The sequence below is a fragment of the Streptomyces sp. NPDC032940 genome, from assembly GCF_040636935.1.
Lineage (GTDB): Bacteria > Actinomycetota > Actinomycetes > Streptomycetales > Streptomycetaceae > Streptomyces.
Genome location: NZ_JBEZVJ010000048.1, coordinates 1 through 18,997, shown reverse-complemented (window position 1 = coordinate 18,997; position 18,997 = coordinate 1). Strand labels below are relative to the sequence as shown.

General features: G+C 72.8%; 17 protein-coding genes. 8 read left to right on the top strand and 9 right to left on the bottom strand.

What is annotated here, in order from left to right; genetic code table 11:
* Positions 1-160 precede the first annotated feature (160 nt).
* Entirely contained in the window at positions 161-904 is a 744-nt protein-coding gene (locus tag AB0E77_RS32505; RefSeq protein ID WP_361578052.1) for a chaplin, read from the top strand.
* 94 nt (positions 905-998) lie between these two features.
* On the opposite strand, the gene AB0E77_RS32500 is transcribed toward AB0E77_RS32505, so the two are convergent.
* Positions 999-1,187: a DUF5703 family protein gene (locus AB0E77_RS32500; RefSeq protein ID WP_030244084.1), complete on the bottom strand. Its 189-nt coding sequence runs from the start codon at positions 1,185-1,187 to the stop codon at positions 999-1,001.
* 47 nt (positions 1,188-1,234) lie between these two features.
* On the opposite strand from AB0E77_RS32500, the gene AB0E77_RS32495 reads away from it, so the two are divergent.
* Positions 1,235-1,981, top strand: a complete 747-nt coding sequence (locus AB0E77_RS32495) for a hypothetical protein (protein WP_361578049.1) — start codon at positions 1,235-1,237, stop codon at positions 1,979-1,981.
* A 91-nt stretch (positions 1,982-2,072) separates the two neighbouring features.
* Here AB0E77_RS32495 and AB0E77_RS32490 read toward each other — a convergent pair whose 3' ends face one another.
* Positions 2,073-4,382 (bottom strand): helix-hairpin-helix domain-containing protein, encoded by a 2,310-nt coding sequence (locus AB0E77_RS32490; RefSeq protein ID WP_361578046.1) that lies wholly within the window; start codon positions 4,380-4,382, stop codon positions 2,073-2,075.
* A complete protein-coding gene (locus AB0E77_RS32485; protein WP_361578043.1) occupies positions 4,379-5,365 on the bottom strand; it encodes an aldo/keto reductase in 987 nt (328 codons plus the stop codon). The genes AB0E77_RS32490 and AB0E77_RS32485 overlap by 4 nt, the downstream gene beginning before the upstream one ends.
* A gap of 112 nt (positions 5,366-5,477) precedes the next feature.
* On the opposite strand from AB0E77_RS32485, the gene AB0E77_RS32480 reads away from it, so the two are divergent.
* Together AB0E77_RS32480 and AB0E77_RS32475 are read left to right on the top strand one after the other, a co-directional pair.
* Complete coding sequence (locus tag AB0E77_RS32480; RefSeq protein WP_361578040.1) at positions 5,478-6,533, top strand: LLM class F420-dependent oxidoreductase; 1,056 nt, start codon at positions 5,478-5,480, stop codon at positions 6,531-6,533.
* Positions 6,534-6,776: 243 nt separating this feature from the next.
* A complete protein-coding gene (locus AB0E77_RS32475; protein ID WP_361578037.1) occupies positions 6,777-7,565 on the top strand; it encodes a ferritin-like domain-containing protein in 789 nt (262 codons plus the stop codon).
* An 18-nt stretch (positions 7,566-7,583) separates the two neighbouring features.
* Here AB0E77_RS32475 and corA read toward each other — a convergent pair whose 3' ends face one another.
* Complete coding sequence (corA, locus tag AB0E77_RS32470) at positions 7,584-8,576, bottom strand: magnesium/cobalt transporter CorA (RefSeq protein ID WP_361578034.1); 993 nt, start codon at positions 8,574-8,576, stop codon at positions 7,584-7,586.
* A 61-nt stretch (positions 8,577-8,637) separates the two neighbouring features.
* Between corA and AB0E77_RS32465 the strand changes: the two genes are divergently transcribed.
* The 4 genes from AB0E77_RS32465 to mshC all read left to right on the top strand — a co-directional run bounded on the left by AB0E77_RS32465 (position 8,638) and on the right by mshC (position 12,147).
* A complete protein-coding gene (locus AB0E77_RS32465; protein WP_361578030.1) occupies positions 8,638-9,324 on the top strand; it encodes a histidine phosphatase family protein in 687 nt (228 codons plus the stop codon).
* An 84-nt stretch (positions 9,325-9,408) separates the two neighbouring features.
* Positions 9,409-9,999: a DUF3090 domain-containing protein gene (locus tag AB0E77_RS32460; RefSeq protein WP_361578027.1), complete on the top strand. Its 591-nt coding sequence runs from the start codon at positions 9,409-9,411 to the stop codon at positions 9,997-9,999.
* A complete protein-coding gene (locus tag AB0E77_RS32455) occupies positions 9,963-10,793 on the top strand; it encodes an SCO1664 family protein (protein WP_361578024.1) in 831 nt (276 codons plus the stop codon). Before AB0E77_RS32460 ends, AB0E77_RS32455 begins: the two co-directional genes overlap by 37 nt.
* A gap of 124 nt (positions 10,794-10,917) precedes the next feature.
* The gene (gene mshC / locus AB0E77_RS32450) at positions 10,918-12,147 is read left to right on the top strand and encodes a cysteine--1-D-myo-inosityl 2-amino-2-deoxy-alpha-D-glucopyranoside ligase (RefSeq protein ID WP_361578021.1); all 1,230 of its coding nucleotides are present in this window, start codon (positions 10,918-10,920) and stop codon (positions 12,145-12,147) included.
* A 59-nt stretch (positions 12,148-12,206) separates the two neighbouring features.
* On the opposite strand, the gene AB0E77_RS32445 is transcribed toward mshC, so the two are convergent.
* The 5 genes from AB0E77_RS32445 to AB0E77_RS32425 form a co-directional block, all read right to left on the bottom strand.
* Positions 12,207-13,193 (bottom strand): PAC2 family protein, encoded by a 987-nt coding sequence (locus AB0E77_RS32445; RefSeq protein WP_361578018.1) that lies wholly within the window; start codon positions 13,191-13,193, stop codon positions 12,207-12,209.
* Positions 13,194-13,336: 143 nt separating this feature from the next.
* Positions 13,337-14,953, bottom strand: coding sequence for a glycerol-3-phosphate dehydrogenase/oxidase (locus AB0E77_RS32440; protein WP_361578015.1), 1,617 nt, complete (start codon positions 14,951-14,953; stop codon positions 13,337-13,339).
* Between the two features lie 8 nt (positions 14,954-14,961).
* Complete coding sequence (gene glpK, locus AB0E77_RS32435) at positions 14,962-16,500, bottom strand: glycerol kinase GlpK (RefSeq protein ID WP_361578013.1); 1,539 nt, start codon at positions 16,498-16,500, stop codon at positions 14,962-14,964.
* An 85-nt stretch (positions 16,501-16,585) separates the two neighbouring features.
* Positions 16,586-17,380 (bottom strand): MIP/aquaporin family protein, encoded by a 795-nt coding sequence (locus AB0E77_RS32430; protein ID WP_361578010.1) that lies wholly within the window; start codon positions 17,378-17,380, stop codon positions 16,586-16,588.
* Positions 17,381-17,721: 341 nt separating this feature from the next.
* Positions 17,722-18,486, bottom strand: a complete 765-nt coding sequence (locus AB0E77_RS32425) for an IclR family transcriptional regulator (RefSeq protein ID WP_361578008.1) — start codon at positions 18,484-18,486, stop codon at positions 17,722-17,724.
* Between the last annotated feature and the right edge of the window lie 511 nt (positions 18,487-18,997).

Below are 18,997 nucleotides of genomic sequence, written 5' to 3'. Positions count from 1 at the left end.
CCCGTGAGGCCTGAGTCCGTCGGCCCCGGAGCGCGCGCCATGCGCTCCGGGGCCGACGGACTTCGAGGTGAAGAACGGCAGCGTGAATCAGGGTGCATCGGCGTCGGGAACGACGGAATGTCCGGTGCTTCGGGACTAGGGCAAGGCAGGGATTTCAAAAATGCGACAGGTCACCCGCAAGGGCCTGATGACGATGGCGGCCGCCACGGGTGTGTTCGCCGCCGTGGGCGGTGTCGCCCACGCCGATTCGGGGGCACACGGATCCGCCTCGCATTCGCCCGGCGTGCTGTCCGGCAACACGGTGCAGGTGCCCGTGCACGTGCCGGTCAACGTCTGCGGCAATACGGTCGACGTCGTCGGCCTCCTCAATCCGGCGGTGGGCAACGCGTGTGCCAACCAGGGCGGTCCGTCGGGCGGACAGGGCGACTCCGGCGGCCACGCAGGCGGTGCGCACGCCGACGGACGGGCCACTGACTCGCCCGGGATCGGCTCCGGCAACACCGTGCAGGTGCCGGTGGACGTGCCGGTGAACGTCTGCGGCAACAGCATCGACGTGGTGGGCGTCCTGAACCCGGCCACGGGCAACGACTGCGTCAACGGGGGTGTCGGAGACTCCACCCCGCCGGGTGAGCCCGGCAACCCCGGCGATCCCGGTAACCCCGGTGAGCCGGGGAACCCGGGTAACCCCGGCACTCCGGGCACCCCCGGCACCCCGGGTGACGAGACGCCGGGCGGCTCCTCGCACGGCAACCAGCCGGGCACCCAGACCGTCACCCAGCCGCCGGGCGACGCGCAGCTTGCCGAGACAGGCAGCGAGCTGCCTCTGGGGCTCGCGCTGCCGGTGGGCGCGGGCGCGCTGCTCGCGGGCACCGTGCTCTACCGCAAGGCCCGCGCCGCGGCCTGACGCGGCCGGCGCACCGGCACACAGAACGGGCCCCGCACCGGCGGGGCCCGTTCCGCTTCTGTCACCGGCACCGGGGCCGCCTGGGCACCGCCGATCACCAGGTGGCGCGCACCTGGCGGATGATCCGCCGCCGCAGCCGCACCCTGCGACTGCCGTCGCGCAGCAGGCTCAGGCGGTACAACTCCCAGTGTCCGTACTCGGCGTGGTCGGTCAGCAGACGCGCCGTCTCCTTGCGGGAGACCCCGCGTGGCACGTACACGTCGACAAATTCGTATTCCGGCATCGCATCTATTGTGCGGGCTGGGGCCCGGTACGGATAGCGTCTGCACTATGTCTGATGCTGCGCAGCCCACCGCTGCCGAGGTACGCGCCGCCGCCGAGGCGGTCAAGACCGCGCTCGACCGCCACCTGGCCGCGGTCGAACGCCGGTCGGGAGAGGACGACCCGGCCGTCTACCAGGCGTTCAACGAGCTCGCCGCGGCCGCGGAGGTGTACGACGAGCTGCTCTACGACCGCTACGACGAGGTCACCCCCTTCGAGATCCCCGGCGCCGAAGACGCGCCGCCCTACACGGGCCCCGAGGAACCGAACGCGCTGAGCGTGCTGATCCGCCGCGACTACGCGGTGGCGGAGCCGCAGCGGCTGATGGCACAGGCCCGGCGGATCGAGGCGGCCGACGACGAGGCGGCCGTGGGCGCGGACGTCGCCGGCACCGTCCACGGGGCGCTCGGCATCCTGTTCGGCGAGTTCGAGGCGGACGAGATCGCTTCCCGGCACAAGGAGTTCGGCCTGGAGGAGGGCGACTCGACCCTCTGGGTCACGGCCGCGGACGAGAGTGCCGAACCGGGCGAGTGGCTGGAGACACCGTTCGACCAGGTCGATCCCGAACGAGTGGTCTGCCGCTTCGACGTCAGCGCGGTCTTCGACGACGAGTTCGACGACGAGGACGATGACGACGTGCCCGAGTTGGAGGAGGACCTCGACACCGATCTCGACACCGACCTGGACGAGGAACCGGAGGACGAGAAGGACGGGGAAGCGGACGGCGAGCCGGAGCGGCTGCGGGCGGACCGCTGAGCGGCGCACCGGCGTACGGCGGCGGTCGCGGGGGCACGTCCCCGTGGCCGCCGCCGTCACATCTCCCGCGCGGCGAGAGCGCCCCGCGGGCTCAGCCGCTCGCCGGGACCTGCGGAGCGAGCAGCGCGGGCAGCCGGGTCGTGCGCGGCTTGGCCGGCACCTCGGCCACGGCACGGGGCAGCGCCTGGTCCACTCCGTGCACCACGGACAGATGCCGGGCGGCCCGGCCGAACGCGGTGTAGACCCATGGGCGGCTCAGCGCCTGCGCGGCGTCGCCCGGCAGGACCACGACCACCGCGGGCCAGCGGCCGCCGACCGCCTGGTGCGCGGTCAGCGCCCAGCCGTGCCGCACGGTCCGCTCCAGCCGTTCCCTCGGCACCACGACGGTCGCGCCCGCGCAGGACAGGTGCAGCCCGTCGGCGTCCGCCGTCACGACCCGGCCCGGCAGCACCCGGCCGGGCACGGGGGAGTAGGCGACACGGTCACCGGGGTCGAAGCCGCCGAAGCGGCCGGGACCCGGATTCAGCCGTTCCTTCAGCGCCGCGTTGAGCGCCCGCGTGCCCGCCGCGCCGCCGTGGCCCGGCGTGATCACCTGGGTCTCCTCGGCGGGCACGCCGAGCGCACGCGGCACCGAGTCCGCGACGAGTTGCACGGTGCGGTGCACGGCCTCGCCCGCGTCCCGCACGGGCACGATCACGACCTCCTTGCCGGGCGCCTCCACCTGGCTCAGTTCACCGATGCCGATGCCGGAGACCAGCTCGCCCAGCGGGCCCGGGTCCGGACGCCGCGAGGCGATCTGAGGACAGATCCGCGCCGCCAGCAGATCCGCGAAGACCCGCCCGGGACCCACGGACCACAGCACGCCCGGGTCGCCGGCCAGCACCAGCCGTGCCCCGTCGGGCAGCGACTCCGCCAGCAGGGCGCCCGTCTCCACGTCCACCTGCGGCGCGTCGAGCACGACGAGCAGATCGAGGTCCAGCGCCCCGTCCGCGTCCCGCCCGGGCCCCTCGGCCCCGGCCAGCAGCCCGGCCAGGGTCACGACGGGCGTGCCGTGCGGGGCCGGGTCGTCCGCGGACGGGGTGTCCGGTGCGGCGGAGTCCGCTGCGGGCGAGCCCGGGTGCGGCGCGGCCGGCCGGTCGCCGAGCAGGGCGGCGAAGCGGTCGCGGCCGAGCGGTCCGTGCGCAGCGGCCCAGGCACGCAGTCCGAGGCCCTGCACGGCACGCAGCAGGGCCGCCGGTTCGGCCAGGGCCGCCTCCCCGCCGGTGTGCAGCACCAGCCCGTGCCCGGCGACCGCCCGGATCAGGTCGGCGGCGGGACCCCGCGCGGACGCGGCGGCCCGCTCCCAGTCCTCCGCCGCCCCGTCCTGCTTCGGCACCGAGTCGACCAGCCGGGCCAGGCCGTCGGCGAGGCTCTCCTCCGCGAGGGCGTACCGCTCCAGACCGACCAGCACCCGGACCGGGCGTTCCTCGGACTCGTCCGTCCCCTCCGCCCCCGCGCCGCCGGCCGGGCGGGCACCAGGCTCCTCCAGGGCGTCCTGGAAGACCAGGGCGTCACCCTCGGCGAGCGTGCTCTGCACGGCGGCGTCGGCGTCCGCAACGCCCCGCTGGGCCAGGGCGCCCGTGAGCCGCGGCAGCTCCAGAGCGGTGTGCCCCGTCAGCGCCGCCTGCTCCAGCAGCCAGACCGTGATCGCACGCCCCCGCCGCTCGTCGTCCGGGCCGGCTTGCGCGCCGAGCAGCGCCCGGGCGAACCCGTCGGCCTGCTCCGGCCGGACCCCGGCGACCCGGAGCAGCTGCCAGGGGTCCGCACGCAGCGACTCCTCGGCGGCCTCACCGAGGACCGCGGCGGCCTCCGGCGCGAGCGCCTCGGGGGCGCCGCCCTCGGCCAGGACGCGTCGCACGGCCTGGACGGTCTCCGGCGCCGGTCCCGCGGGCACGGCAGCGGGCTCGGCCGGCGCCGGCCGCGGGCGATGTACCGGCTCGGCGGCGGGGCGGCGGGGCGCGGGCCGGGGCTCACCGAAGACCGTGGCGGGCGGCTTCTCGCCGCTCTCCACGGCGCGCACGGCGGCGAGCAGCTCGGCCGCCGTGCCGCTGAGCTTGGCCCCGCTGGCGATCGGCTGCTGCTTCTCGGTCTTCCGCCGCTCGATCCGCTCCCGCTCCAGCCGCTGTGCGGCCAGCTCCGCCTCGGCCTCCGACAACTGGGCCGCCGCGCCCTCGTCCGCCGCGCCGGTGCCGTCCCCGGGGGGCTCGTCCCCCGGGGTGTCGTCCGCTGGGGTGTCGTCCCCGGCAGCGGTCTCCGGCCCGGAGGCCTGCGCCCCTCCGGCCTCCTGCTCGGTGCCCGGCGCTCCCGGCTCGGTGTCCACGGCGTCCGCGGTGTCCTCGGCGGGTTCGGGCTGCGTGCTCACAGCGTGCTCCAGTCGTGATCGGGATAGCGGTGCACGGGCGCCGACACGTCGTCGAGCGCCCGGCAGATCTCGTCAGGAAGACTAAGGGCCTCCACTGACAACGCCGCCGTGAGCTGCTGCGCGTTGCGCGGGCCGATGATCGGGGCGACCACCCCGGGCCGGTCCCTGACCCAGGCCAGGGCGACCTGGAGCGGGGTCACCGCGAGCCCGTCCGCCGCCGTCGACACCGCGTCCACGATGTGCCCGGCCGTGTCGTCCAGGTAGGGCTCGACGAAGGGGGCCAGGTGCTCCGAGGCGCCCCGCGAGCCCGGCGGCGTCGCGTCCTTGCGGTACTTGCCCGTGAGGACCCCCCGGCCCAGCGGCGAGGAGGGCAGCAGGCCGATGCCCAGGTCCAGCGCGGCCGGCAGCACCTCGCGCTCGACGCCGCGCTGCAGCAGCGAGTACTCCATCTGCGTGCTCGCCAGCCGGTTGCGCACGCCCGGTGCCGCCAGCTGCCAGGTCGCCGCCTTGGCGAGCTGCCAGCCGCAGAAGTTGGAGACCCCGGCATAGCGGGCGCGGCCGCTGCTGACCGCCACGTCGAGGGCGTGCAGCGTCTCCTCGAGCGGCGTGTGCGGGTCGAAGGCGTGCAGATGCCACACGTCGACGTGGTCCGTGCCGAGCCGGGCCAGGGAGGCGTCCAGCGCGGAGAGCAGATGACCGCGCGAGCCGTCGAAGCGTCGGTCGGGATCGGGCACGCTGCCCGCCTTGGTCGAGATCACCAGATCCCGGCGCGGCACCAGGCCCTCCATGAGCCGGCCGAGGAGGTACTCGGCCTCTCCGTCGCCGTAGACGTCCGCGGTGTCGACCAGGGTCCCGCCCGCTTCCCAGAACGTCTTCAGGAGGTCCGCCGCGTCGTGCTCGTCGGTGTCCCTGCCCCAGGTGAGGGTGCCAAGACCGATGCGGGACACGCGCAGGCCGGTGCGGCCGAGATGCCTCTGCTCCATGAACACCGACATTACTGGCCACGGCTTGTGCCGTGGGGGCCTGTGGACAACCGGATCGGCACGCTAGGGTCGAGGCACCACGGACGTTACTGATCGGTAAGGGGAATCGGCCATGCAGCTCGGGATCAACCTCGGCTACTGGGGCGCCGGAATGGACGCGGACAACCTGGCCGTCGCCAAGGAGGCCGACCGGCTCGGCTACGCCGTCTGCTGGGCCGCCGAGGCGTACGGCTCGGACGCCGCGACGGTGCTCTCCTGGGTCGCCGCCCAGACGGAGCGCATCGACGTCGGCTCGGCGATCTTCCAGATCCCCGCCCGTCAGCCCGCCATGACCGCGATGACGGCCGCGACCCTCGACTCGCTGTCCGGCGGGCGCTTCCGCCTCGGCCTCGGCGTCTCCGGGCCGCAGGTCTCCGAGGGCTGGTACGGCGTGAAGTTCGACAAGCCGCTCGCCCGCACCCGCGAGTACGTCGAGATCGTGCGCAAGGCGATGACCCGCGAGCGGCTCTCCTACGAGGGGCAGCACTGGACGCTGCCGCTGCCCGACGGCCCCGGCAAGCCGATCAAGCTGACCGTGCACCCGCAGCGCGAGCACATCCCGCTGTACATCGCGGCGATCGGCCCGAAGAACCTGGAGCAGACCGGCGAGATCGCCGACGGCGCCCTGCTGATCTTCCCTTCCGCCGACCACCTGGAGGAGACCGCCATCCGGCATCTGCGCGCCGGGCGCGAGAAGGCCGGGAAGACGCTCGACGGGTTCGACGTCGTCCCCACCCTGCCGCTCGCTCTCGGCGAGGACAAGGACGTCACCACGCTCGCCGACACCTTCCGCCCCTACACCGCGCTCTACGTGGGCGGCATGGGCAGCCGCAAGCAGAACTTCTACAACCAGCTCGCCCAGCGCATGGGGTACGAGCGGGAGGCGGCCGAGATCCAGGACAAGTACCTGTCCGGCGACAAGGAGGGCGCCGCCGCGGCCGTACCGCACGAGCTGATCGACCGGACCACCCTGCTCGGCAGCGTCGACCGGATCGCGGACCGGATGAAGGCCTACGCCGCGGCCGGTGTCACCACGCTGACCCTGGCGCCCGCGGGCTTCACCCTGGACGAGCGGCTCGCCGCGCTCCGCGCCGGCACCGAGGCCCTGGAGCGCGCCGGGCTCGCCTGACACGGAACCCGACGCCGGAGTTCTGCGGCCGTGGTGGGGGCTCGGGGGTCTTCCCCGCCACGGCCGTCACGCGGAACAACGCGTCCGCGCGCGTGGGGTTACGCCCTGCTGTGCGGACCGTCTCCTCCCTTCGGCGCAGTTCCCCGTCGCACCTGTTGCCGACCTCCGCGTCCCGCACTTGACTCGTTCTTCGCGGAGACCGCCGAACCTGCGGAGTCCTGCGGAGGCAGAGAGGTGCCAGCGATGCTTTCGGCCAAGAGTCTGTTCCAGGAGATCCTCGACAACGACGAGTCGTTCCGTCTCTTCTGCTCGATCGCCGCCAGTGGCGAGTCACAGGGGGGCTGGGAGAACGCGCGCATCGCGGCGCTGGTCCCGGAGAGCGAGCGCGATCTCGCCCTCAAGATCGCCCGGCACGGCGCGGACGAGGACAAGCACGGGCGGATCTTCAACGCCCTGCTGAAGAAGCGCGGCCTGGAGCCCGTCGAGGTGCCCCCCGACACCGACTACACCATGCTCCTGGAGCGGCACGGCATCGGCCTCGCCCACGAGAAGCTCAAGGCCGACCGGCCCCTGAGCGTGCTGGACGTCATCACCTACCTCGCGCACAGCAGGGTCACCGAGCAGCGCGCGGCCGAGCAGATGGCGCTGCTGCTCAAGCACTTCGCCGACGACCCCGACCTGGGACGGGCCGTGCGCATGATCTCGGCCGACGAGGACAACCACCTCGCCTACTCCCACGAGGAGCTGCTGCGCTACACCGCCGCCGGACACGGCCGGTACATCCGGCGGACCCTGCGCGAGTGCGCGCACGCCGAGATCCGCGTCCACCGTGACGTCAGCCTCGCGGTGATGGCCCGCATGGGCCGGCTGCTCGGCTGGTCCCGGAAGAGGTCGGCGCTGCTCGCGGCGGGCATCCACGCGATGTACGCCTACGAGCGGCTGGCCGGCTGGCGCCGGATGGTGACCCTGCGGACGCCCGAGCGCCGCGACGCCCTCGGCGGACCCGCGACCGCGGCCCCCGAGCTCGCCTGAGAACCGGTACCCGACGCGCTACAGCCAGCCCCGCCGCTTGAAGGTGCGGAACAAGAACACTTCCAGCACGGCCATCACCACGATCACCGCCGGGTAGCCCCACACCCAGCCCAGTTCCGGCATGTGCTCGAAGTTCATGCCGTAGACCCCCGCGAGCATCGTCGGCACCGCCGCCATGGCCGCCCACGCGGAGATCTTCCGCATGTCGTCGTTCTGCCGGACACCCGTCTGCGCCAGGTGCGCCGACAGGATGTCCGAGACCAGCCGGTCCAGGCTCTCCACCGACTCGTTCACGCGCGTGAGGTGGTCGTTCACGTCCCGGAAGAAGGGCCGGGCCTTGTCGTTGACGAAGGGCACGGAGCCGAACGCGCCCGTTCCTGACAGCCGGGCCAGCGGGGGCGCCAGCGGCCCGGTCGCGCGGCGGAACTCCAGGACCTGCCGCTTGAAGTTGTAGATGCGCGACGCCGTGTGGCGCGATCCGCCGCGCTCCGGCGAGAAGACCTCGGCCTCCAGCTCCTCCAGGTCGGTCTGCAGCTCGGTGGCCACGTCCAGGTAGTGGTCGACCGTGGCGTCGGCTATCGCGTACAGCACCGCGGTGGGCCCCTTGCCGAGCAGTTCCGGCTCGTGCTCCAGGCGCTGCCGCACGGCCTTCAGCGGGGACCCCTCGCCGTGCCGGACGACGACCACGAAGCCGTCACCCAGGAAGAGCATCACCTCGCCGGCGGACACGGTGTCGCTCTCCGGCTCGTACACGACCGGCTTCAGGACCGCGAAGAGCGAGTCCTCGTACACCTCCAGCTTGGGCCGCTGGTGCGCTTTCAGGGCGTCCTCCACCGCCAGCGGATGGAGACCGAACTCCTGCGTGACCCGGTCGAACTCCTCCTCGGTCGGCTCGTAGAGCCCGATCCACACGAAGCCGCCCGCCGCCCGCGCCTCGCCGAGCGCGTCGGAGAAGTCCTCGGGCCCGTCCCTGCGGTGCCCGTCCCGGTAGATGGCACAGTCGACGATCACCGAACGCATTCTCCTCTCGCCCCGCCGCCCTCGCACCGCGTCGTGCGCCTACCCTGTCCGCATGCCCACGCTGATCCTGGTCAGGCACGGACGCTCCACCGCCAACACCGAGGGGCTGCTCGCCGGCTGGACGCCCGGCGTCGCCCTCGACGAACGCGGGGCCGCGCAGGCCGCCGCGCTGCCCGGCCGGCTCGCCGGCCTGCCGCTCGCCGAGGTCGTCGCCAGCCCGCTGCAGCGCTGTCAGGAGACGATCCGGCCCCTGCTCGACGCCCGCCCCGGACTGCGGGCGCACACCGACGAACGCATCGGGGAGTGCCACTACGGCGACTGGTCCGGCCGCAAGCTCGCCGAGCTCAAGGACGAGCCCCTGATGGAGGTCGTGCAGGCCCATCCCTCCGCCGCCGCCTTCCCCGGTGGCGAGTCGATGCGCGCCATGCAGACCCGCGCCGCCGAGGCCGTACGCGAGTGGAACGCGCGCGTGGAGCGCGACCACGGCCGCGACGCCGTCTACCTCATGTGCTCCCACGGCGACATCATCAAGTCCCTCGTCGCCGACGCGCTCGGCCTCCACCTGGACCTCTTCCAGCGCATCTCCGTCGAGCCGTGCTCCGTCACCGCGATCCGCTACACCCGGTTGCGGCCCTTCCTCGTCCGGCTCGGCGACACCGGCGACTTCGCCTCCCTGGCCCCGCGCGAGACGCCGCAGGAGGGCGACGCCCCCGTCGGTGGCGGTGCGGGCGCACCGTGATCGTCGGCCGCAGTAGGGTGAAGCCGTCGCAGCAGTGACCGCCCCCCGATTCCCGCTTCCCCCGACTTCCCATGGAGACAGGACGTGTCCCGTCAGGTGTTCCTCTACGACCAACCGGATCGCTTCGTGGCCGGCACGGTCGGGCTGCCCGGACGCCGTACGTTCTTCCTCCAGGCCATCGCCGGCTCCCGGGTGACCAGCGTGGCCCTGGAGAAGACGCAGGTCGCCGCGCTCGCCGAACGCATGGACGAGCTCCTCGACGAGGTCGTGCGGCGCAGCGGCGGCAGCACCGTCGTCCCCGCCGTCGCCCCCACCGAGAACGCCGACACGGCGCCGCTGGACACCCCCATCGAGGAGGAGTTCCGGGTCGGCACCATGGCGCTCGCCTGGGACGGCGAGGACCAGTGCATGATCGTCGAGGCGCAGGCCCTCGTCGAGCTCGAGGCCGAGTCCGAGGAGGACCTGGCGGAGGCCGAGGAGCGACTCCTCCAGGACGAGGAGAACGGCCCCCCGATGCTCCGCGTCCGTCTCACCGGCGCGCAGGCCAGGGCCTTCGCCAAGCGCGCCCTCGACGTCGTCAACGCCGGGCGGCCGCCGTGCCCGCTGTGCAGCCTCCCGCTCGACCCGGAAGGACACGTATGTCCGCGCCAGAACGGATACCGCCGCGGAGCGTGACCACCGACGCGGCGGCCGCCGAGCTGCTCGCCCGGGGCGAGCTGACCGTGCGCGGACGCATCCGTGAGGCGTCCAACGCGGCGCTGTACTGCACGGTGACGCACGAGGGGCGCGAGGCGGCCTGCATCTACAAGCCCGTGGCGGGGGAGCGCCCCCTGTGGGACTTCCCGGACGGCACCCTCGCCCAGCGCGAGGTCGCCGCGTACGAGGTCTCCGAGGCGACCGGCTGGGGCCTCGTACCGCCCACCGTGCTGCGCGACGGGCCGTACGGCGAGGGCATGGTCCAGCTGTGGATCGACGCAGTGCCGGGATCGGAGCTGCTGGCCCTGGTGGACGCCGAGGAGCCCGGCCCCGGCTGGAAGGCCGTCGCGTTCGCCGAGGCCGAGGAGGGCCGCACCGCGCTGCTCGTGCACGCCGACGACGAGCGGCTGCGCCGGCTCGCCGTCCTGGACGCCGTCGTCAACAACGCCGACCGCAAGGGCGGCCACCTGCTGCCCGCAGCGGGGGAGCGGCTCTACGGCATCGACCACGGCGTGACCTTCCACGCCGAGAGCAAGCTGCGCACGCTCCTGTGGGGCTGGGCGGGCGACCCGCTGACCGCGGAGGCGCTGGCGGTGCTCGACGCCCTTCGGGAGGCCCTGAAGGACGGCGCACCGCTGGCGGCCCGGCTCGCCGAGCTGATCACCGCCGCCGAACTGGACGCCACGCGCGCGCGTGTCGGTGCCCTGCTGGAGTCCGGGAAGCATCCTGAGCCGAGCGGGGAGTGGCCGGCCATTCCCTGGCCGCCGGTGTAGACGCGGCGCGGGTGCCGTGCGGTGGCCCGGCCCGCACATCGGCCGGCATCGCGCAAGAGCGCCTTACCGGCCATCCGGTCGGTCCGGTTCGTGGACGGAACACCCGTCCGGTTACGCTCATGACATGCATGCCTGGCCCGCTTCCGAGGTCCCCGCCCTGCCTGGTCAGGGCCGCGACCTGAGGATCCACGACACCGCGACCGGCGGCCTGGTCACCCTCGCCCCCGGTCCCGTCGCCCGTATCTACGTCTGCGGCATCACGCCGTACGACGCCACCCACATGGGGCACGCGGCGACCTACAACGCGTTCGACCTCGTACAGCGCGTGTGGCTCGACACCAAGCGGCAGGTTCACTACGTCCAGAACGTCACCGACGTCGACGACCCGCTCCTGGAGCGGGCCGAGCGGGACGGCGTCGACTGGACCGCCCTCGCCGAGAAGGAGACCGCCCTCTTCCGCGAGGACATGACCGCGCTGCGCATGCTCCCGCCGCAGCAGTACATAGGCGCCGTCGAGGCCATACCCGGCATCGTCCCGCTCGTCGAGCGGCTGCGCGACGCCGGCGCCGCCTACGAGCTCGAGGGAGACATCTACTTCTCCGTCGAGTCCGACCCCCACTTCGGCGGCGTCTCCCACCTCGACGCCGCGGCCATGCGGCTGCTCTCCGCCGAGCGCGGCGGCGACCCCGACCGGCCGGGCAAGAAGAACCCGCTCGACCCGATGCTGTGGATGGCGGCCCGTGAGGGCGAGCCCAGCTGGGACGGCGGCTCGCTCGGCCGCGGACGCCCCGGCTGGCACATCGAGTGCGTGGCCATCGCCCTCGACCACCTCGGCATGGGCTTCGACGTCCAGGGCGGCGGCTCCGACCTGGCCTTCCCGCACCACGAGATGGGCGCCTCGCACGCCCAGGTGCTCACCGGCGAGTTCCCCATGGCCAAGGCGTACGTGCACGCCGGCATGGTCGCGCTCGACGGCGAGAAGATGTCGAAGTCCAAGGGCAACCTGGTCTTCGTCTCCCAGCTGCGCCGCGAGGGCGTCGACCCGGCCGCCGTCCGGCTCACCCTGCTCGCCCACCACTACCGCTCCGACTGGGAGTGGACCGACCAGGTGCTGGAGGACGCGCTCGACCGTCTGGACCGCTGGCGCGCCGCCGTGTCCCGGCCCGACGGGCCGCCGGCCGAGGCGCTCGTCGAGGAGATCCGCGAGGCCCTCGCGAACGACCTGGACGCCCCGGCCGCGCTCGAGGCCGTCGACCGCTGGGCCGCGCTCCAGGAGCAGAGCGGCGGCACGGACACCGGCGCCCCCGGCGTCGTCTCCCGCGCGGTGGACGCCCTGCTGGGCGTGGCGCTGTAGCGGCCCGTAGCACGCAAGAGGGGGCGCTTCCCGCGGGAAGCGCCCCCTCTTGCGTGCGTTCAGTCCTCCGACGACTCCTCGTCGTCCCCGCCCGCCCTAGGCGGCTTGGGCGGGCGCGCGCGGCCGGTCGGGTTGTCCCGCAGATACGGCGTCCCGGGCGCGGTGTCGCCGCCGTCCGCCGTGGCGTGCCCGCCCGGCCCCGAGCCGCCGTCCCGGCGCCGCAGATACCGCTCGAACTCGCGGGCGATCGCCTCGCCCGAGGCCTCCGGCAGCTCCGCGGTGTCCCGCGCCTCCTCCAGCGACTGGACGTACTCCGCGACCTCGCTGTCCTCCGCGGCCAGCTGGTCCACGCCGACCTGCCAGGCGCGCGCGTCCTCGGGCAGCTCGCCCAGCGGGATGCGCACGTCGATCAGGTCCTCGAGCCGGTTCAGCAGGGCCAGCGTGGCCTTCGGGTTCGGCGGCTGCGACACGTAGTGCGGCACCGCCGCCCACAGCGACACGGCCGGTACGCCCGCGTGGGTGCACGCCTCCTGGAGGATGCCGACGATGCCCGTGGGGCCCTCGTACTTGGTCTCCTCCAGATCCATGCGGCGCGCCAGGTCGGCGTCCGACGTGGTCCCGCTGATCGGCACCGGCCGGGTGTGCGGCGTGTCGCCCAGCAGGGCGCCCAGGACGACGACCAGCTCCACGCCCAGCTCATGGGCGAAGCCGAGCAGTTCGTTGCAGAACGAACGCCAGCGCATGGACGGCTCGATGCCGCGCACGAGGACGAGATCGCGCGGCTTGTCGCCGCGGACGCGGACCACCGAGAGCCGCGTCGTCGGCCATGTGATCTTGCGGACACCGCCGTCCATGAAGACCGTGGGGCGGTTCACCTGGAAGTCGTAGTAGTCCTCGGCGTCCAGCGCCGCGAACACCTCGCCCTTCCACTCCTTGTCCAGGTGCGCGACCGCGGCCGAGGCGGCGTCACCGGCATCGTTCCAGCCCTCGAACGCGGCCACCATGACCGGGTCGATCAGCTCGGGAACCCCCTCGAGCTCGATCACCCAGCGCCTCCTTCCGACGTGCCCTCGCGTACCCCCCAACCTTACGGCGTGCCGAGGGACCGCCCGCAGCCCCCTCGCACGGGGGAGTGAACGGATCACTGCCCCGCGCAAGGGTCTTGGACACTCCCGGCACGCCGTCGCGGTCACTTCTCGTCGAGCAGGCCCTGCACCTTCGCGCGGATCTCGTCGGTGGCCAGGCCGCGGATGGTCAGCGTGGTCCGGCGGCGCAGCACGTCGTCCTGCGTCTCGGCCCACTCGTGGTCGCGGGCCCACACGACCTGCGCCCAGATCTCCGGTGCGTCGGGGTGGACGCGCGCGGCCAGCTCCGGGTTCTCGTTGGCCAGCCGGGCGATGTCGAAGGCCAGCGAACCGTAGTGCGTGGCAAGGTGCTTGGCGGTGTCCGCCGCCATGCGCGGGCCGGGCGCCGGAGCGTCCACCAGCAGACGGTGGGCGACCGCGCGCGGGTTGGCGACGCCGGGCAGCGGCAGCTTCTTCGGCAGCGAGGCGATCGGCTCGAAGTCGTCGCCGAGCGGGTGGCCCGGCAGCGCCTCCAGCTTCTTCATCACCGTACGGCCGATGTGACGGAAGGTCGTCCACTTGCCGCCCGCGACCGACAGCATGCCGCCCCGGCCCTCGGTGACGACCGTCTCGCGCTTGGCCTTCGCCGTGTCACCGGGCCCGCCCGGCAGCACGCGCAGCCCCGCGAACGAGTACGTGATCAGGTCCCGGTCGAGCTGCTGGTCGCGGATGGAGAACGCGGCCTCGTCGAGGATCTGGGCTATGTCCTTGTCGTTGACCGCCACGTCCGCCGGGTCGCCCTCGAACTCCTCGTCCGTGGTGCCGAGCAGCAGCATGTCCTCCCACGGGAGGGCGAACGTGATCCGGTACTTGTCGATGGGGGTCGCCAGCGCGGCCTTCCAGGGCGCGGTGCGCTTGAGCACCAGGTGCGCGCCCTTGGACAGGCGGATGGAGGGGGCCGCGCTCGGGTCCTCCATGCGACGCAGGTGGTCGACCCAGGGGCCGGTGGCGTTGAGCACCAGACGGGCGTTCACCCCGAACTCGTCGCCGCTCAGCCGGTCCTTCAGTTCGGCACCGGTCACCCGGCCCTTGGTGAAGCGCAGCCCGGTGACCTCGGCGTGGTTGAGGACGACGGCGCCGGAGTCGACCGCCGCGCGTACCGTCATCAGCGCCATGCGGGCGTCGTTCATCTGGTCGTCGCCGTACACGGCCACGGCCTTGAGGTTGTCCGTGCGCAGCTCCGGCACGTCCTGCGCGGCCTTGGCCGGGGAGAGCAGGTGGCCGACGCCGTCGCCGAAGGCGGACAGCGCCGAGTACGCGAAGACGCCGGCCCCGAGCTTCGCCGCGCCGTGCGGCCCGCCCTTGTACACGGGGAGGTAGAAGGTGAGCGGGTTCGCCAGGTGGGGGGCCACCTGGCGGGAGACCGCACGGCGCTCGAAGTGGTTCTCCGCCACCAGCTTCACCGCGCCGGTCTGCAGGTAGCGCAGTCCGCCGTGGAGCAGCTTGGACGAGGCGGAGGAGGTGGCGCCGGCGAAGTCGCCGGCGTCGACCACGGCCACCCTGAGGCCGGACTGCGCGGCGTGCCAGGCCGTCGAGATGCCCAGGATGCCGCCGCCGATCACGAGAAGGTCGTACGACGCCTTGGAGAGCTGCTCCCGGGTCTCGGCGCGGCTCGGGTTGGAGCCGGAGGCCGGGCGGGTCCCCAGGGCAGGTACGGACTGCAGGGTGGACTGGGTGGTCATGGTGGTTCTTACTCCTCGTCCTCGAGCCAGCCCATGGTCCGCTCGACGGCCTTGAGCCAGCTCTTGTACTCACGGTCGCGGGTCTCCGCGTCCATGCGGGGGGTCCACTCGGCGGCCCGTCGCCAGTTGGCGCGCAGGTCGTCGGTGCTGTTCCAGAAGCCGACGGCGAGACCGGCGGCGTAGGCGGCGCCGAGGCAGGTGGTCTCGGCGACCATCGGGCGCACCACGGGGGCGTCCACGAAGTCGGCGAGGGTCTGCATCAGCAGGTTGTTGGAGGTCATGCCGCCGTCGACCTTGAGGGCCGACAGCTCGACGCCGGAGTCCTTCGTCATGGCGTCGGCGATCTCGCGGGTCTGCCAGGCGGTGGCCTCCAGGACGGCGCGCGCGAGGTGCGCCTTGGTGACGTACCGGGTCAGGCCGGCGATCACACCACGGGCGTCGGAGCGCCAGTACGGGGCGAACAGGCCGGAGAAGGCCGGCACGAAGTAGGCGCCGCCGTTGTCCTCGACGGTCAGGGCGAGGGTCTCGATCTCGGCGGCGGTGGAGATCAGGCCCATCTGGTCGCGCATCCACTGCACCAGCGAACCGGTGACGGCGATCGAGCCCTCCAGGGCGTAGACCGTGTCCTGGTCGCCGATCTTGTAGCCGACCGTGGTCAGCAGGCCCGAGTACGAGTTGATGATCTTGTCACCGGTGTTCATCACCATGAAGGTGCCGGTGCCGTACGTCGACTTGGTCTCGCCCTCGGAGAAACAGGTCTGGCCGAACAGGGCCGCCTGCTGGTCGCCGAGCGCGGAGGCGACGGGGATGCCGCCGAGCAGCTCGCCCAGGCTGCCGCCGGTGATCTCGCCGTAGACCTCGGCGGAGGAGCGGATCTCGGGGAGCATCTGGGTCGGCACCCCGATGGACTCGCAGATGCGCGGGTCCCACTCCATGGTGTGCAGGTTCATCAGCATGGTGCGCGAGGCGTTGGTGACGTCGGTGACGTGCTTGCCGCCGTCCACCCCGCCGGTCAGGTTCCAGATGACCCAGGTGTCCATGGTGCCGAAGAGGATGTCGCCCGCCTCGGCGCGCTCCTTGAGGCCCTCGACGTTGTCGAGCAGCCAGCGGGCCTTGGGACCGGCGAAGTAGGAGGCGAGGGGAAGGCCGGTCTCGCGGCGGAAGCGGTCCTGGCCGACGTTGCGGCCGAGCTCCTTGCACAGGGCGTCGGTGCGGGTGTCCTGCCAGACGATGGCGTTGTGGACGGGCTCACCGGTGTTCCTGTCCCACAGCACGGTGGTCTCGCGCTGGTTGGTGATGCCGATGGCCTTGATGTCGTCGCGGGTGATGCCGGCCTTCTCGACCGCGCCGGCGACGACCTCCTGGACGTTGGTCCAGATCTCGGTGGCGTCGTGCTCGACCCAGCCCGGCTTGGGGAAGATCTGCTCGTGCTCCTTCTGGTCGACGGCGACGATGCGTCCGTCGCGGTCGAAGACGATGCAGCGCGAAGAGGTGGTGCCCTGGTCGATGGCGGCGATGAAGGGGCCTGCGGTGTGGGCGTCGGTCACTGTGTGCTCCTGGGATTCCGTGGTGGGACGGCCGGTGCGTACGGCGCGTGTGCTGCGGCTCGATACTCGCCGAGCGGAGGCCCGCTCAGGCGAACGCGACGTTGTAGACACCTGCGGCTATCGCGGCGCCGACCAGCGGACCGGCGATCGGGACCCAGGCGTAGGACCAGTCGGAGCCGCCCTTGTTGGGCAGCGGCAGCAGGGCGTGCACGATGCGCGGACCGAGGTCACGGGCCGGGTTGATCGCGTACCCGGTCGGGCCGCCGAGGGACAGACCGATCGAGACGACCACCAGCGCGGTGATCAGGCCGCCCAGGATGCCGAGGCCGTTGCCCTCGTCGTTCAGGCCCTGGGTGAGGACCGCGAGCACCAGGACGAAAGTGCCGACGACCTCCGTGGCGACGTTCTGCACCGCGTTGCGCACCTCGGGGCCGGTGGAGAAGATGCCGAGCACGGGACCCGCGCCCTTCTCCTGGGCCTCGACGGACTTCGTCGTGGTGTCCTGCGCGCCCGGGCCGCCGACGATCTCCCGGTCGGTGAGGTGGGCGTGGAACTGCCCGTAGTAGGCGACCCAGACCAGCGCGGCGCCGATCATCGCGCCGAGCATCTGCCCGGCGAAGTAGGTCGGGACGTTGCTCCAGTCGCCGTCCTTGATCGCGATGCCGACGGTCACGGCCGGGTTCAGGTGGGCCCCGGAGAGCGGACCCGAGATGTAGACCGCCGTCATCACGGCGAAGCCCCAGCCGAAGGCGATGGCGAGCCAGCCGGCGTTGCGGGCCTTGGAGGCCTTGAGCGTCACGGCGGCGCAGACGCCGCCGCCGAGCAGGATGAGTATGGCGGTACCGATGGTCTCGCCGATGAAGATGTCGGAGCTGGACACCCGCGACTCCTTTGTCCTTCGTCCAGGGGAAGCCGAACCCCGGGTCCCTCCGGGTGTTCCGGCGCCCTCGGTGTGAGAGCGATGGCGGCCCTTGGCGTTGTCACACTCTAACGCGTATTGCCGTTAGGTGTTCGACAATGCCGACCGATGGACGGGAGTCTTGCTTTGCGCCACGCGGGCGTCAAGAGTTCTGTTATCGAAAGCACGATCGTTATTGATCGCCTCGGGTTATCGATCTCCGCGCGGGCGGTTCGCCGGCTCCGGTGTCGCCTATCCGTTTCAGCGCATGGCAAGGGCCGGAACGCCCCCCGGCGCTCCGGCCCTGTCCGTTTGTCCGCGCCTCAGAACCGCCCGGCGCCCAGATCCCGGGAGACCGCACGGGCGCAGTCCCGCACCGCCGCGATCAGTTCGGGCCGCAGCTCGCCGTCCCGGCACAGCCGTTCCACGGCCCCGGTGATGCCGACCGCGCCGACCGGCATCCGGCGCCGGTCGTGGATGGGCGCGGCGATGGACGCGACGCCCTCCCAGGTCTCCTCCACGTCGGCCGCGTAGCCACGCGCGCGCGTGATGTCGAGGATGTGCTCGAACCCGTCCGGCTCACACACCGTCCGGTCGGTGAACGCCTTGCGGTCGGCCTCCAGTGCCTCGCTGTGCGCCACCGGGTCGTACGCCGACAGGACCTTGCCCAGGGCGGTGGAGTGCAGCGGCTGCATGGCCCCGATCTCCAGGACCTGCCGGCTGTCGTCGGGCCGGAAGACGTGGTGGACGATCAGCACGCCCTGCTGGTGCAGGACGCCGAGGTGGACGCTCTCGCCGCTGGACCGGGCCAGGTCGTCCGTCCACACCAGCGCGCGCGCCCGCAGTTCGTGCACGTCGAGGTAGGTCGTGCCCAGCCGCAGCAGCTCGGCGCCCAGCTGATAGCGCCCGGAGGCCTCGTCCTGCTCCACGAACCCCTCCTGCTGGAGGGTGCGCAGGATGCCGTGGGCGGTGCCCTTGGCCAGTCCCAGCGACGAGGCGATGTCCGACAGGCCGAGCCGCCGCTCGCCGCCCGCGAGCAGGCGCAGCATCGCGGCCGCCCGCTCGAGCGACTGGATGTTCCGTGCCATCGACGTACTGCCTCCGTCCCCTTCGACTGCCGACCTCGGCGTCGCTGACGTCGTTCGGCAATGCCGAACACTACCGGTCCATGCCGACCTCCCGCTAATGGTCGGTGGGCAACTGTTGCACCCGGACCGTGTTCCGGAGGGGGCCCGGGCGTCCGCGGCCGGGCCGTCCTCCGGGCGGCGGACCTGTGGCGGCGTTCGTCCCTTCGGGTGCCGGCGTCACCCCTGGGGGAGGGCATCCGGCCCTTCATCCTCGTCCGTCACGTGGACGCCCGGGCCACCGGCCCCGGCTCCCGGCTACCCTGGCGACGTGCGTTCTCTCCCGGGGCGTTCTCGACGGACGGCACCGGGAAGCGCAAAGCCGACAGCCGTCGCATCCTAGGGAGCCCCTTCATGGCCTCGTCGCCGTCCACCCCGTCCGCCGACACCCGGACCCGTGTGTCCGCCCTGCGTGAGGCACTCGCCACCCGTGTGGTGGTCGCCGACGGGGCGATGGGCACCATGCTCCAGGCGC

Coding starts and splice junctions, on each gene's coding strand:
- AB0E77_RS32505 (WP_361578052.1), top strand. CDS start 161: ATGCGACAGGTCACCCGCAAGGGCCTGATGACGATGGCGGCCGCCACG.
- AB0E77_RS32500 (WP_030244084.1), bottom strand. CDS start 1,187: ATGCCGGAATACGAATTTGTCGACGTGTACGTGCCACGCGGGGTCTCC.
- AB0E77_RS32495 (WP_361578049.1), top strand. CDS start 1,235: ATGTCTGATGCTGCGCAGCCCACCGCTGCCGAGGTACGCGCCGCCGCC.
- AB0E77_RS32485 (WP_361578043.1), bottom strand. CDS start 5,365: ATGGAGCAGAGGCATCTCGGCCGCACCGGCCTGCGCGTGTCCCGCATC.
- AB0E77_RS32480 (WP_361578040.1), top strand. CDS start 5,478: ATGCAGCTCGGGATCAACCTCGGCTACTGGGGCGCCGGAATGGACGCG.
- AB0E77_RS32475 (WP_361578037.1), top strand. CDS start 6,777: ATGCTTTCGGCCAAGAGTCTGTTCCAGGAGATCCTCGACAACGACGAG.
- AB0E77_RS32465 (WP_361578030.1), top strand. CDS start 8,638: ATGCCCACGCTGATCCTGGTCAGGCACGGACGCTCCACCGCCAACACC.
- AB0E77_RS32455 (WP_361578024.1), top strand. CDS start 9,963: ATGTCCGCGCCAGAACGGATACCGCCGCGGAGCGTGACCACCGACGCG.
- mshC (WP_361578021.1), top strand. CDS start 10,918: ATGCATGCCTGGCCCGCTTCCGAGGTCCCCGCCCTGCCTGGTCAGGGC.
- AB0E77_RS32440 (WP_361578015.1), bottom strand. CDS start 14,953: ATGACCACCCAGTCCACCCTGCAGTCCGTACCTGCCCTGGGGACCCGC.
- AB0E77_RS32425 (WP_361578008.1), bottom strand. CDS start 18,486: ATGGCACGGAACATCCAGTCGCTCGAGCGGGCGGCCGCGATGCTGCGC.